12 protein-coding genes are annotated in these 14,336 nt (G+C 64.4%); 2 read left to right on the top strand and 10 right to left on the bottom strand.

Going from position 1 to position 14,336, the window contains the following annotated elements; genetic code table 11:
* Positions 1–37: 37 nt before the first annotated feature.
* Together LB535_RS14890 and LB535_RS14885 are read left to right on the top strand one after the other, a co-directional pair.
* Entirely contained in the window at positions 38–2,455 is a 2,418-nt protein-coding gene (locus LB535_RS14890; protein WP_224632748.1) for an FAD-dependent oxidoreductase, read from the top strand.
* A 76-nt stretch (positions 2,456–2,531) separates the two neighbouring features.
* Positions 2,532–3,434 (top strand): SMP-30/gluconolactonase/LRE family protein, encoded by a 903-nt coding sequence (locus tag LB535_RS14885; RefSeq protein WP_224632747.1) that lies wholly within the window; start codon positions 2,532–2,534, stop codon positions 3,432–3,434.
* A 27-nt stretch (positions 3,435–3,461) separates the two neighbouring features.
* Here LB535_RS14885 and LB535_RS14880 read toward each other — a convergent pair whose 3' ends face one another.
* From LB535_RS14880 to LB535_RS14840, 10 genes are all read right to left on the bottom strand, one after another.
* Complete coding sequence (locus LB535_RS14880; RefSeq protein ID WP_224632746.1) at positions 3,462–4,379, bottom strand: allantoinase PuuE; 918 nt, start codon at positions 4,377–4,379, stop codon at positions 3,462–3,464.
* Between the two features lie 22 nt (positions 4,380–4,401).
* Complete coding sequence (locus LB535_RS14875) at positions 4,402–5,478, bottom strand: pyridoxal phosphate-dependent aminotransferase (RefSeq protein WP_224632745.1); 1,077 nt, start codon at positions 5,476–5,478, stop codon at positions 4,402–4,404.
* Positions 5,469–5,603: a hypothetical protein gene (locus LB535_RS28835; protein ID WP_263490720.1), complete on the bottom strand. Its 135-nt coding sequence runs from the start codon at positions 5,601–5,603 to the stop codon at positions 5,469–5,471. The genes LB535_RS14875 and LB535_RS28835 overlap by 10 nt, the downstream gene beginning before the upstream one ends.
* Before the next feature lie 126 nt (positions 5,604–5,729).
* On the bottom strand, positions 5,730–7,781 hold the full coding sequence (locus tag LB535_RS14870) for an ABC transporter permease (protein WP_224632744.1): 2,052 nt from the start codon (positions 7,779–7,781) through the stop codon (positions 5,730–5,732).
* Positions 7,782–7,822: 41 nt separating this feature from the next.
* On the bottom strand, positions 7,823–8,884 hold the full coding sequence (locus LB535_RS14865) for a glycine betaine/L-proline ABC transporter ATP-binding protein (protein WP_224632743.1): 1,062 nt from the start codon (positions 8,882–8,884) through the stop codon (positions 7,823–7,825).
* Positions 8,885–8,977: 93 nt separating this feature from the next.
* Complete coding sequence (locus LB535_RS14860) at positions 8,978–9,916, bottom strand: ABC transporter substrate-binding protein (RefSeq protein WP_224632742.1); 939 nt, start codon at positions 9,914–9,916, stop codon at positions 8,978–8,980.
* Between the two features lie 83 nt (positions 9,917–9,999).
* Positions 10,000–10,830 carry an SDR family NAD(P)-dependent oxidoreductase gene (locus LB535_RS14855; RefSeq protein ID WP_224632741.1) on the bottom strand — a complete coding sequence of 277 codons (831 nt, stop codon included), beginning with the start codon at positions 10,828–10,830 and terminating at the stop codon, positions 10,000–10,002.
* Between the two features lie 18 nt (positions 10,831–10,848).
* Entirely contained in the window at positions 10,849–11,619 is a 771-nt protein-coding gene (locus LB535_RS14850) for a glucose 1-dehydrogenase (protein WP_224632740.1), read from the bottom strand.
* Positions 11,620–11,627: 8 nt separating this feature from the next.
* Positions 11,628–12,134 carry an acetone carboxylase subunit gamma gene (locus tag LB535_RS14845; protein WP_095768577.1) on the bottom strand — a complete coding sequence of 169 codons (507 nt, stop codon included), beginning with the start codon at positions 12,132–12,134 and terminating at the stop codon, positions 11,628–11,630.
* A gap of 6 nt (positions 12,135–12,140) precedes the next feature.
* A complete protein-coding gene (locus LB535_RS14840; protein ID WP_224632739.1) occupies positions 12,141–14,336 on the bottom strand; it encodes a hydantoinase B/oxoprolinase family protein in 2,196 nt (731 codons plus the stop codon).

Below are 14,336 nucleotides of genomic sequence, written 5' to 3'. Positions count from 1 at the left end.
GAAGCAAAGTCGCCGAACAAAGGGAAGAAATCTCGATATGCGTACTCATGCACAAGCCGTTGTCATTGGCGGTGGTCTGATCGGCTGCTCGATCCTCTATCATCTCGCCAAGTTCGGCTGGACGGATGTCGTGCTTCTGGAACGCAGCGAGCTGACCTCCGGTTCGACCTGGCACGCGGCCGCCAACATCCACGGCCTGCATGATTCCACCAATATCAGCCGGCTGCAGCACTACACGATGGCGCTCTACAAGGAGCTGGAAGCGGAGACCGGCCAGGGCTGTGGTATCTTCCAGCCGGGTTCGCTCTATCTGGCCCAGACCGAGGCCCGCGAGCATCAGCTGCGGCTGCAGGAAGCCAAGGCGCGGCGCTACAAGATGAACTTCTACGAGGTCGGTCGCGACGAAGCGGAGCGACTGCATCCGCTGGTCGATTTCGACGGCATTCGTTGCATCATGTATGAGCCGGAGGGCGGCAATGTCGATCCGTCGGGCGTGACGGCGGCTTACGCCGCGGGGGCGCGGCAGCGCGGCGCGGAAATCCATCGCTTCACCCCGGTCACGGCGACCGAGGCGCAAGCGGACGGCAGCTGGATCGTGCGCACGCCAAAGGGCGATATCCGCACCCAATGGGTAGTCAACGCCGCCGGCCTGTGGGGCAGGGAGGTCGCCGCCATGGCCGGGCTGCAACTCCCGCTGATCCCGACCGAGCATCAGTATTTCGTCACCGAAACCATTCCGGAAATCGCCTCGATGGGCCGACGCCTGCCGTCGGTCGCCGACCGCGATGGCGAATATTATCTGCGCCAGGAAGGCCTCGGGCTGCTGATCGGCGCCTACGAGCGCAACATGAAATTCTGGGCCGAGGACGGCACGCCGATGGATTTCGGCCATGAGCTGTTTCCCGACGATCTCGACCGCATCGAGGAAAACATGATGCGCGCCATCCAGCGCGTTCCGGCGGCGGCCGCCGCCGGTGTCAAGAAGGTGATCAACGGTCCGATGATCTGGTCGCCCGACAGCGCGGTGCTGTTCGGGCCGGCGCCGGAGCTCAGCAATTATTTCTGCTGCAACGGCATCATCCCCGGCTTCTCGCAATCGGGCGGCATGGGCAAGCTCGCGGCCGAGTGGATGATCGAGGGCGAGCCTTCGCTCGACATGTTCGGCTGGGACATGGCGCGCTTCGGCCAATGGGCCGGCAAGGCCTTCACCAAGGCGCGCGTGCAGGACCAGTACAGCCACCGTTTCAAGATCCATTTCCCGAACGAGGAGCGCGCCGCCGGGCGTCCGGTGCGGACACGGCCGGTTTACGAGATGCAGAAGGAGATGGGCGCCGTGTTCGGCCTCAACTTCGGCTGGGAGCATCCGCTGTGGTTCGCGGCCGAAGGCGAGCCGCGCGAGGAAACGATCGGCTTCACTCGGCAGAACTGGTGGGGGCCGGTAGGCCGCGAGGCGCGTATGCTGCGCGGGTATGCCGGCATCATCGACATCTCCAATTTTGCCAAATACGAGATAAAGGGGCCGGACGCGGAAGCCTGGCTGAACGCGCTCTTCGCCAATCGCATGCCGGCCAAGGTCGGCAACTCTTGCCTGACGCCGCTGATCGGCAAGCGCGGCGGCATTGCCGGCGACTTCACCGTGACGAGGCTGGCGGAAGACGAGTTCATGGTGATCGGCTCGGGCATGGCCGAACGCTTCCACCAGCGCTTCTTCAAATCGGTGCCGCTGCCGGAAGGCACGACCTTCCGCTCGCGTACCGAGGATCTCGGCGGCTTCAACGTCGCCGGCCCGAAATCGCGCGAGCTCCTGCAGCGGCTCACCAATGATGATCTGTCGAACGAGGCCTTCCCGTTCATGCGCTCGCGGCAGATCACCGTCGCCGGCGTCGATGTCGTGGCGTTGAGGGTTTCCTTCACCGGCGATCTTGGCTGGGAACTGCACTGCAAGTCGGCCGACCAGGTCGAGCTCTACCGCGCGCTGCTCAAGGCGGGCGCGGAAGTCGGCGCCGGGCCGGTCGGCTCACGGGCGCTGATGTCGCTGCGCGTCGAAAAGGGCTATGGCAGCTGGAGCCGCGAATACTCGCCGGAATACTGGCCGCAGGAGGTCAAGCTCGATCGCCTGATCAAGACGGACAAGCAATTCCTCAACCGCGACGCCTATCTCGCCGTCGCCGACAAGCCGGCGCGGGATGAACTCATCATGCTTTCCGTGTCGGCCAAGGACGCGGACGCCACCGGCGGCGAGCCGATCTTCCTGCCGGACGGCACGCCGATCGGCCAGGTGTCATCGGGCGCCTATGGCTATTTCGTCGAGCAGTCGCTGGCGATGGGCTACGTCAAGGCTGGAACCGCCAAGGCCGGCGACAAGGTGACTGTCGCCATCCTCGGGCGGCCGCATGATGCGGTGCTGCTCGCGCATCCGCCCTTCGACCCGGAGGGCAAGCGGCTGCGGTCGTAAGCCCGCGAACGCCCGGCCACTGGGAGCACACGAGAGTCGAAGAGGACTTCCAACAACCAAAACAGAGGGGAATCGCATGATCAAACGGCATTTGCTGGGCACGATGCTTGCCCTGGTCCTGACGTCCGCCGCACAGGCGGCCGACATCAAGGTCGTCAACGACGACGCCTGGTTCGCCGAAGGTCCTATCTGGTATCAGGACAAGCTGTTCTACGTCGAATATGGCCGCGGCACGGTCACTGTCTGGGACGGCAAGAAGAACGACATTTTCTGGAAGATGGATGGCTGCGGCCCCTCGGCCGTTCTGCCGACCACCACCGGCGAGTTCCTCGTCACCTGCTACGACAACAACACGATCGGCCGCATCTCGGCCGACGGCAAGACGCTGCCCGCCTATGACAAGGACACGGACGGCAAGCCGTTCAGCGGACCGAACGATTTCGCGCCGGACAAGGATGGTGGCGTCTATTTCACGGGTTCCGGCAAGGGCGGTCCGCTGATCGACGCTTCGGCCTATTACATCGGCAAGGACGGCAGCGTGAAGAAGGTCGCCGGCGACCTGCACAATGCCAACGGCCTTGTCATGTCGAATGACGGCAAGATCCTCTATCTGGTCGAGACCGAGGACAACCGGATCATCGAGTTCGACGTTTCGTCCGACCACACCTTGAGCAACCGCCGCGTGTTCCTGCGGCTCGACGATCTGTTCCCGAACCAGCCGCATATCTGGCCCGACGGCATCAAGATGGACAAAGAAGGCGAGATGTATATCGGCCAGAGCCCGCGCTCGCTCGACTCGCCAGGCAAGATCATCGTCGTGGACAAGGACGCCAAGCTCTTGCACACGCTTTCGGTGCCGTCGCCCTCGATGCCGAACTTCGCCTTCGGACCGGACGAGAAGGTGCTTTATGTGATGGCGCTCGACCAGATCGATGCAGCACCCTGGCACGGCAAGGTCTATGAGGTGCCGAATAAATAGAGACTTCGCTGGTAACGGCTCGGTGGCTTAGCCGCCGAACCGGTCCAGCCAGTGGCGGGCGAGGTCGGAGCGGCGGCAGACCCAGATGTCGGGATTGGCGGTGATCTTGTCGAGGAAGCGATCCAGCCCGACCATTCGCCCCGGCCGCGCCGCCAGCCGGCAATGCAGCGACACCGTCATCATGCGCGGGGTCTTCTTGCCTTCCTTCAGCAGCCAGTCGACGCCGTCGCTGACATAGTCGAAGAACTGGCTACCGGTCTCCAAGCCTGAACCGCGCGAAAAGCGGCTGTCGTTGTTGTCGAAGCTGTGCGGCACGACGAGGTGCCGCTTGGCGCCGACATCGACGAAATAGGGCAGGTCGTCATTGTAGTCGTCGCAGTCGAACAGGAAGCCGCCATGCTCGACCACCAGCCTTCTCGTGTTGAGGCTTGGCCGGCCGGTGTACCACCCGAGGGGATCGATGCCGGTGATGTTTCGCACCGTGTCCACCGTCATGGCGATGTGCTGGCGCTCTTCCTCCTCGCTGAGCGGGGCGTAGTCGATCCAGCGCCAGCCGTGGCAGACGATGTCGCTGCCAAGTGCTGCGATCGCCTTGCCAGCCGCCGGGTTGATCTCAAGCGCGCGCCCGACAATGTAGAAGGTCGGGATGACGCCCTTGTCCCGGAACAGCGAGATGAGCCGCCAGACGCCGACACGCGAACCGTATTCATAAAGCGATTCCATGTTGCGGTTGCGCAGGCCCGGCACGGCGGGCGCGACGGCAAGGTCGGACAGGATCGTTTCGGAAACGCCGTCGCCTTCGCCGATCGAGTATTCCGCACCTTCCTCGTAGTTGACGACGATGTTGAGCGCCAACTTTGCGCCGCCCGGCCACTCGGCCCGTGGAGGCCGCTCCCCATAGCCGATGAAATCGCGAGCGGGCAGGTACGGTGCGTCTGACGTCATGAAATCTCCTCGGATGAAGCCCTTACCAGCATTGCCGGCCGCGCAGGGCGGTCAGGATACGCAGCGTGCGGTCCATGACTTCCTGCGGCCCGATCGTGATGCGCAGGCAGTCGGTCAGGCCGTAACCGGAGAGGCCGCGCACGATAATGTCGACGCCGCGCAGGGCACTGTCGGCGGCGGCCGCTGCCGCCGCGTCGGCAAAACGCGCCAGAACGAAATTGGTCCGGCTTTCGGGGACTTCGTATCCGGCCGCTCGCAAGCCTTGCGCGAAGCGGTCGCGAATGTCGGCGGTGCGGGTTACGATTGCGCGCGTATAGGCTTGGTCCTCTAGCGCCGCGACGGCCATGGCGAGGCTCACCGTCGAGACCTGGTTGGAGTTCTGCATCTTGCGCACCTCGGCGGCGATCCGCGGCGCGAACAAGCCCCAGCCGATGCGCGCGCCGGCCAGCCCATATGCCTTGGACAGACTACGCAGGATGACGGTGTCGCCGCGCCCGGCCAGCGCGAAGACGGCTTGCGGATCCTGATCGTCGAATTCGCCATAGGCTTGGTCGACCATCAGGAGAACGTCGCCGGGAAGGGCCGCGCGCAGGTGCAGCAGCTCCGCGTTCTTGATGCGCGTGCCGGTCGGGTTGCCCGGATTGCAGACGAACACGATACGTGTCGCCGACGTCACCGCCGCCAGGACGGCGTCGATCGAGACCTCAAAGCCGCGCTCCTGCGCTTTGGCATAGGTCGTCCCGACGCGCGCGGCCGCCGAGGCGGCGAAATTATAGGCATAGTCCGTACCCAGCACGTCAGCGCCCGGTCCGGCGAAGGCCGCGATGGTGCAGGCAATCAGCTCCATCGAACCCGCGCCGCACAGGATGAGATCGCGCTCGATCCCATAGGTTCTTGCGATCGCGTCGCGCAGCAAGGTCCAGTCCGGGTCCGGGTAGAGATGGCTGCGTGCCACAGCGACCCGGCCGGCTTCGATTGCCTTCGGGCTAGGCGGGAAGGCGCTCTCGTTCTGGGCTAGCGTGGGCCGGTCGAAGCCACCGAAATTCGCCAAGGCAAAAGCGGACATGGCCTTGACATGGGTAGTTGCTTTCACAGGCACGGCATATCCATGCAGGTCTGGCGACCAAATTTGTCGGCAAGGTCTTCCGGAACGGAAGCTATGGCACCGCGACCAAGCCGCAAAGCAAAATTAGCCGGTGCAATGACTGCGGGAATCTGGCCCATGGGAGGGTGTCCAGGCTCTTTTCTTGGATCACATAGGCCGGCCTGAAGTCTCCGCTATCGGCGCCTCCGGGCCAATCATGTTGTTTTTCAATAACTTAGCGGTTTCGCGGCTTTGTGGCGTCAGATTCAGCTGACTTCGTCGGCCCTGCCGCTGACGCCCGCCTGGATCAGCCGGTCGGCGAGGATCGCCAGGAAGGCGATCGACAGGCCGGCGATCAGGCCCATGCCGGCATCGGCCTTGCCGAGCGCGACATAGACTGCCTGGCCAAGATCGCGCGTGCCGACGAGCGCGGCGATTGCCAGCATCGACAGCGCCGCCATGATGGTCTGGTTGAGGCCAAGCATGACGACCGGCAAAGCCAGCGGCAGCTTGGCCTGCAGCAAGGTCTGCATCGGCGTCGCGCCCATCTGCTCGACCGCCTCGACGACATCGGGACGGACATGCCGCAGCCCGTGCTCGACATAGCGGATCGGCGGCACGATGGCGTAGAGCATGATGGCGATCAGCGCCGTGAACTCGCCCACCTTGAAGAACATCAGCGCCGGGATGAGGAAGACGAATTGCGGCATCGTCTGCAGCGCGTCGCAGATCGGCTTCAGGATATGCGAGACTCGATCGCTGTGCGCCGCCCATGTACCGAGCGCGCCGCCGATCAGAAGGCAGAGCAGGACCGCCAGCGTGCAGAGATAGAGCGACTGCACAAGTTGCGGCCACAGCCCGTTGACCAGGATCAGCCCGAAGCCGACAAGCGCGAAAAAACCGAGCCGCGGCCCGGCCACCTGGCCGGCAAGCAACGCGACGGCAAGGATGAAGGCAGGCCAGGGGAGATCGAGAAAGCCGGTATAGAGAGCAAGGCCGGCGGCCAGCACGGCCAGCGCCCCGCGCCAACCGAAGCCGCGCAGCGCCAACACGGCCAAGGCCAGCACCAGGACGAGATAGGCGGCGAGCACCGAAGATGGCAATGTGAAGCCCCACATTGCCGGCGTCGCCGAGCCGGCAATGCCGACGCGCATCGGCAGAAGCAGGCAGTAGAGCACCGCATTGCGCACGCCGTTGAAGAACCAGGCGTAGTCGCGCACGAGCGCCAGCAGCCATTGGTTGACGGCGCCCATCTGCATGCGCAGACCGGTTTCCGGCAGAAGCGCCGCATCTGGCGCGGCCAACCGGATGACCACGGCGAGAGCCAGCGCACCCGCCAATGACAAGGCCAACCGGCGCGGCGTCATCCAGCGCATGGCGGGCGCCGGCCCGGTCTCCGGCGCCTTCGCGAAGCCGATGGTGAGGCGGTCGATGAGGATGGCGAGCAGCGCGATGACGAGGCCGGAGAGGATGCTCTGGCCGAACTCGGCCTTGCGCATCGAGGAGAGCACCTCCCAGCCAATATCCTCGAAGCCACCGATAATGGCGGCGACGATGACCATCGACAGCGCCGCCATGGTCGTCTGGTTGAAGCCGACGAGAAGCTGCGGCAGCGCAGTCGGCACCTCGACCTGCCAGAATTGCTGACGGCGTGTGCAGCCGCTCATCAAGCCGGCCTCGCTGATGGCCGCCGGCATACGGTCCAATCCGAGCATGGTGTTGCGGACCATCGGCGGCGTCGCATAGATCGCCGAGGCAATCAGCCCAACCACCGGACCGAAGCCGAACAGGAGCAGGAGCGGAATGAGATAGGCGAAGGCCGGCACCGTCTGCATCAGGTCGAGCGCGCCGAGCAGGACCGGACGCCAGCGCGGGCGGGCGTAACCCAGAAAGCCAAGCAGGAAGCCGAGCACGGTGGAGATCGGCACCGCCAGCAGCACCAGCGCCAGCGTGTTCATGCTCTGCGGCCAGTAGCCGGCGAGCAGGATATAGGCGAGCGTGGCGAGCGCGAAGATCGCCAACCGCTCACCGCCCGACTTCAGCGCAAGGGCGGCGATCGCCAGCATCACCGCCGGCCAGGGCAGCCAGGCGAGCGCCAGCCGCGCGCCGCGCATCGGCGCATCGAGCAAAGCGGACAGCGCCCGGAAGGCCGGTTGGATGACGGCGACGACAATGTCGGTCACGGCGTTGATGTAGATAGCCAGCGGCAGCGTCCATTGCTTGGGGAAATTGACCAGCCAGGGAAGCTCGGTTTTGAGAAGCAGGCAAAGCGCCGTCAGCACGGCCAGGCCGCACCAAGGCAGAAGCGCCGGTTCCACCACGAACCGCGATGAGGGTCGAAATGCCGCGGCCGGCGCCGTCATGAGTTCTTGCGCCTTGCCTGCTCGCGTTCGAGCACCGCGAGCACGGCGCCAGCGTCGAGCACCGCCGGCGGGCTGTCACCCACCCCGGAAACGGTGAAGGCCGTGGCGCCCGCGGCGAGTTGCGGGATGAGCGCCTCTAGGCTGGTATCGGCGACGACGCTTCGTTCCGGCAACAGCGCGCCATTGGCGGGCGTGGCGATGTCGCCGGCCGTGATGACGCGCAACAGCGGCATGTCCTCGGTGAACTGCGCGACATAGTCGTCGGCCGGGTTGAGCACGATGTCGGCGGGACGGCCGATTTGCACGATCTTGCCGGCCCGCATGATCGCCAGCCTGTCGGCAAGCCGGAAGGCCTCGGCGATATCGTGGGTGATGAAGATGATAGTCTTCTTCAGCATGCGCTGCAGGCGCAGGAACTCATCCTGCATCTGCTTGCGGATCAGCGGATCGAGCGCCGAGAATGGCTCGTCGAGAAACCAGAGCTCCGGCCCCACCGCAAGCGAACGGGCGATGCCGACGCGCTGCTGCTGGCCGCCGGAGAGCTGGTGCGGGAAGGATGCCTCGCGGCCTTCGAGTCCGACCAGCGCGATCATCTCGCGGGCGCGGGCCTCGCGTTCCTTCGCCGGCTTGCCCTGGATTTTCAGCGGGAAGGCGACATTGCCCAACACGTTCAGATGCGGCAGCAGGCCGAAATTCTGGAACACCATGCCCATGGCGTGGCGGCGCAGCTCGATCAGCTCCTTGCCGCTGGCGGCAAGCAGGTTCCTACCGTCGAGCAGTATCTCGCCGGCGCTCGGCTCGACCAGGCGCGACAGGCAGCGCACCAGGGTCGACTTGCCGGAGCCGGACAGACCCATGATGACGAATATCTCGCCGGTCGCCACCTCGAAGCTGGCATCGACCACGGCCGGCAGATGCGCTTCGGCGCGCAGGCGCTCGGCCAGCGCATCGGGATCGATGATATAGCCGCGCGAGTCGAAGTAATAGGCCGGGCGCCGGCCATAGACCTTCCAGACATTTCGGCAGGCAAGCTTTATCGGACGCGCGGCCGTGTTCATCCTCAACCACCCGTGCCGATCGCCCGCCCGGCTCCGCGCAGTGCGGAAACCGGGCCTATGGTGCCCTCAGCCTTTGCCAGGCACATCGGCGAATTATCCCTTGGCGGCGTCGAGCCAAGGTTTCCACACCGTCTCGTTCTTGTCGATCCATTCCTTGACGACGGCGTCGAGATCCTTGCCTTGCTTGTCGACGGCCAGCATCATCTTCTGCTGCTCGGTCGCATCCATCTTGAAGGCCTTGAGGAAGGCGTAAGCCGCCGGCCATTTGGCGCCAAAGCCCGACCAGACGATCTTGTCGACGTCGGGGGGCGTGATGCAGTGCTCGTTGGTCTGCTCCTTGCAGGGCGGCATCGTCACCCAGCCGACGTCGTTCTCGGCCAGCGCGTAGTGCGGACCCCAGAACATCATGATGAGCGGCGTCTTGGCGGCTTCGGCGGCTTCCAACTCGGCCACCAGCGCGCCTTCGGAGCCCGACGGCACAGCGGTGTAGGGCATGTTGTTGTCGGCAAGGATGGTGGCCGCGCGCGAGCCCCAATCGGCCGGGTAATCGAGGAAGCGGCCATTGGGCGCGGTTTCGGGCGTCGCCAATGCCTGCACGCATTCGGGCTTGTTCAGCGCAGTCCAGTCCGGCAGGCCGGGGCAGACCTTTTCCATGAATTTCGGATAGATCCAGCCTTCCTGCGTCTTCAGATCGAGCTTGCCGATGTCCTCGATCTGCTTGGCGGCCAGCACTTTCGGATAGATGTCGCCGACATTGTTCAACCAGATCTCGACCGATGCGCTGAGCGAGCCGTCGGCGAGGCCCGAAAATTGCGGGAAATTGCCGGCGGTGACGTATTCGACCTTATAGCCGAGCTTCTCCAGAAGCTGGCCTGCGATGTGCGTGGAGACGTGCGCGCCCGTCCATTCCAGCATGGCGAGCTTGATCGGCTCGTCCTTCGCGCCAAGATCGGCGCTTTGCCCGGCCGTCGTTGCGGCAAGCATCAGCCCGAGGCCAAGGCAGGCCCCTTGCAAGGCATTTCTTATTTTCATGTCAGTTCCCCTGTCTGTTGATGGTCCTTCCGTCTATGCCGGTCTCCTCCCACGAGACCGGAATCCATCACCCCCCACCGACGCTACCACAAGGCGCCGCCGGTGATCTGGACGTTTTCCATGGTGATCCCCCTGGCGAGGTCCGAGCAAAGGAAGACGACGAGCGCCGCGATTTCCTCCGGCTGCATCATGCGCCCCTGGGGATTGCCTTTCCTGAACTCGTCCATCAGTTCCTCTGCGCTGCGGCCCTTGCCTTCGCGCTCGACGACCTGCGCCACGTTGCGGCGCATCAGCTCGGTCTCGACCCAGGTCGGACTGATCATGACGCAGGTGACGCCGTGTGCCGCGCCTTCGAGCGCCACGCAACGCGTCAGCCCGAGCAGGCCGGCCTTGGATGCGCAGTAAGCAGGATTGTCCTTCCAGCCGACGGAAGCCGCGGTCGAGCCGATGTTGACGATGCGGCCCCAGCCGCGTTCGATCATGCCGGGCAGGACCGCGCGGGTCGTACGGAACGCCCCGGTGAGATTGGTGTCGACGATCTTGTCCCAGAGCTCGTCGGAATGGCCGCAGACCGGTTGCTCGGCCGTGGTGCCGGCGGCGTTGACCAGGATGTCTGCCGGGCCGACTGCCGCCTGGGCTTCGGCAAAGAAGAGATTGGTGAGCGCGCTGTCGCGCACGTCGAGATGGGCGGCGTGCACCTTGGTGCCGTGGGCAGCCAGCGCTGACTTGACGCGCTCGATCTCGTCGGCGCCGGGATAGTAGGCGGCATCCGCCGCCCTGTCCGCCTGCGGCGGCGCCACATAGGAGCCGACGGCGACATTGGCGCCGGCCTTGGCGAGCGCCGTGGCGATGGCAAAACCCATGCCGGAAAAGCCGCCGGTGACGATGGCGCTGCGGCCGGTGAGGTTGGTCATCGCGAACGTGCTCCGTGTTCACACTGCAAGATAGCCTCCGTCGACGACCATTTCGGAGCCGGTGACGAATTTCGATTCGTCCGAGGCGAGGTAGAGGACCATGTAGGCGATGTCGTTGGGTTCGCCGAGGAAGCCGATCGGATGGCGCGACAGCGCCTTCGCCTTCTCCTGCTCGAGCGTGCCCAGATCGCGCAGATAATTCTCGGTCTGCGGCGTCCAGATATAGCCGGGGTGGATCGAATTGCAGCGGATGCCGTAGCGCTGCTCGGCACAGTGTACGGCCACCGCTTTGGTCAAGGTGCGCACGCCGCCCTTGGAGGCGCAGTAGGCGGCAAGATCCGCCTCGCCGATGACGCCGTCGATGGAAGAGAGATTGATGATCGATCCGCCGCCGGATTTCTTCATCAGCTTGATGCCTTCCTGGCAGCCGAGGAAGACGCCGTCGAGGTTGATCGCCATGGTGCGCCGCCATTCGGCTAAAGAGGTATCCTCGATGTTCCGAGCGATGGCGATGCCGGCATTGTTGACCAGCACGTCGAGCCGGCCGAAGCGCTGCTCGATCGCCGCCATGGCGGCAGACCAATCCTCGGGCTTCGAGACGTCATGGCGAAGCGCCAACGCCTCGCCGCCAACTTTGATAATCTGCGCCGCCGTATCGCCGGCGAGCCTCTCGTCTATGTCGCTGACGACGAGCCTGGCGCCTTCCGACGCCAGCAAAAGCGACGACGCCCGTCCGAGGCCGAGACCGGCCCCGGTAACGAGCGCCACCTTGCCTGCGACGCGGCCCATTTGCGGCATCAGCCTCCTTTGTTCGACGGCTCCAGCGGCTTGCCAAGCCAATCGCGATAGAATCCTTCGAGATCGGGCTCGAAATCATGCACGATCGGGTAGCCGGGCGCCGCCGCCTCGACCTCATGCAGCGTGCCACATTCAGGGCAGATGAATTCGCGGATCTCCATCCAGTCCGGATCCGGCAGATCGCTGTTGGGGTAGATCTCGCGCAGCGTCTCCTCGCTGTCGCGCACGATGATCGCCGCCTTCAGCTTCCAGTTCTTGCGATAGTCGCCGAAGGAATGGCCGCATTCGCATTTCGTCACCCGCTCGTCACCGCTTTGGCAGATGAAGAGATGATCGCCGACCGGAAGCAGGATCGGATCGCTCCAGCCGACGCGGTCCTGCAGCACCGAGACATATTTGAAGAAGCGGTCGTCGTCCTTGTAGGCGCTCATGATGCGGCGCGTCTGCGGCCAGGGCAGCGTGCCGGCAACCAGGTCGGCGATGACTTCCTTGCTGTATGAGGTCATGGTCCCTTACTCCACGCCGAAGGTCGATTTGGCGTCGACATCCCAGAAGGTCGAAAAATCCTTGGTGAAGCGCGGCGAAAGCTTGATCGCGCTGACATACATCTTCCTCACCTCGGGCGCGAAATCGGCCGCCTTCACCCTTTCGCGCTCGCTGGCGATCCATTCGGAAACCGGTTTTGCACGAGCCAAACGTCGCGCCCGCATTTCGGCACGATGGCGCTTGGTGGCGTCCAGATTGGCGATCGGGAAGCCTTCCTCGTCCTCATCGAGCACGATGCCGAAGATGCCTTCGGCAGCCTCCTTGGTGAGGAAGCCGTTCTCGACATCCCAGGCGGTCTTGACCGGATCGCGCTCGAGCACATCGCCGTAACCGCCGCCGCCATTGTAGGAATGGGTGAAGACGTCGCCCGTCTTGTGGGGTGCTGTGATGTATGGCCCTTCGAGCGTCACATGCTCGCCTTCCAGCCGCATTTCCAGCTCCGAGCGATACGGGTTGGTGCCGGTGTGGTGCGCCAGCGGCGCGCCGTTTTCGGCCAGCTCGAATATGTTGCTCTCGCGCACGGCGCGGTGCTTCTGGCAGGTCGGCGCCGGATAGCCGCCGCAAAGCCCGCCATTGTCGAACACGCGCGAGGAATGTTCGGACGTGACCAGCCTGAGATGATCGGTCTTGCTCACCAGCCAGGTCGACAGGAAGGAGCAGCCGCCGCGATATTTGCCGGCGCCGCCGGAGTTGGGGACGATGGAGCGGCCGATATAGAGCATCGGCATGTTCTGTTCCCATATCTCGATATTGCCCATGTCGGATTCCGGGTTCCAGCCGACATAGGCGGTGTCCAAGCCGTCCTTGATCGCGAGCGCGCCGGATCCGGCGGCGGCGCATTCGAAATGCGCCATGCCGAAGGGCGTGCCGTATTGGCTGGTGCCCCCCATCTCGATCATCGGGCTGTTGACCTGGCCGACAAAGGCCTCCTCGACGAAGCCGCGCGCGATGAAGGAGCGCGACAAGAGCCTCTGGAAGACGCCATAGGCCGGCAGCAGCAGCGCCCAGGAGGTGGCGGTCGCCACCATCTCATTGTCGGGGTTGGTCCAGGTGCCATGCGGCAGCTTCAGCTCGGTCGCCATCCAGGCGCCGTCATTGACCAGGCCCTCGAAGTTCATGTGCTGCGTCAGCGTCACGAACATGCCGCCATCCATGCCGGCCGGCGTGCAGTTCATCGAATGGTAGCCCCAGGGCTGCGTGCCCTCGAAGTCCATCTTGATCTTGCCGTCCGACGTGATCTCCATCTCGATCGGGACGTTATAGAGCCAGTCGGGATCGCCGAGCGGCTGGTAGCCGGGCTTGCCCTTGGTGACGTGGCCATAAAAAGTGTGGCCGCGATAGATGCCGGGCACCGTTAGCTGGCGCGTGCGGGCGAGCTGGGCGCGGCGGCCCTCCTCGATGAATTCCTTCGACACCTGCATCCAGTAGTCGAGGCCGATCTCGTCGATCAGCGCCTTGACGCTTTCGCGCATGTCGATGCACGACGCCACCTTGGCCTTCTCGTCGAGCACCCAGTAGATCGGCATGCGGAGATTGCGCTCGCAGCGGATGACGTAGTCGCGCCGAAGCTCGTCATTCTCGCCGACCTTCTCGGCGCAGACGAAGAGGCCCTCGGTGAAACGTTCCTGCGCCAGCGCAACGTCGCCGCCCGGCGTGATGCCGCCGGCTTCGAGCTCGTGGCAGACCGCACCGGCCCAGCCGACGAGCTTGCCGGAATGGAAGATCGGCACCACGTCCATCACATCCGGCACCTGGACGGTGCCGATGAAGGCGTCATTGTTGGCGAAGATGTCGCCATCACGGATCTGCGGGTTTTCCTCGTAGCCGTTGCGGATCATCCATTTGATGAAGCGGCTCATCGTGTGCACATGCACCATGATGCCGTTGGAAAGCGCGATGGCATCGCCTTCCGGCGTGTAGATGGCGACGACCATCTCGCCGACCTCGCGCACGCCGGGCGAGGCGGAGATGCGGCGCGCCATCTCGCGGGCCGATACGCAGTAGGCGCGCAATTTGGTGTGCAGCGTCTCGAATTTCAGCGGATCCTGGTTGCGCAGCTTGAGCTCGGTGATGCCGTCATAGCAGCCGGTCTCGTCCATCAGCCGTTCGGATTCGAGCAGCCTTTCGCGGATGCGCAGCGCAGAGGCGGGTTTGTCCAGCAT

This window comes from Mesorhizobium sp. CA10 (genome assembly GCF_020165285.1).
In the GTDB taxonomy this organism is placed as follows: Bacteria; Pseudomonadota; Alphaproteobacteria; order Rhizobiales; family Rhizobiaceae; genus Mesorhizobium.
This window is presented reverse-complemented; position numbering and strand designations above follow the sequence as displayed.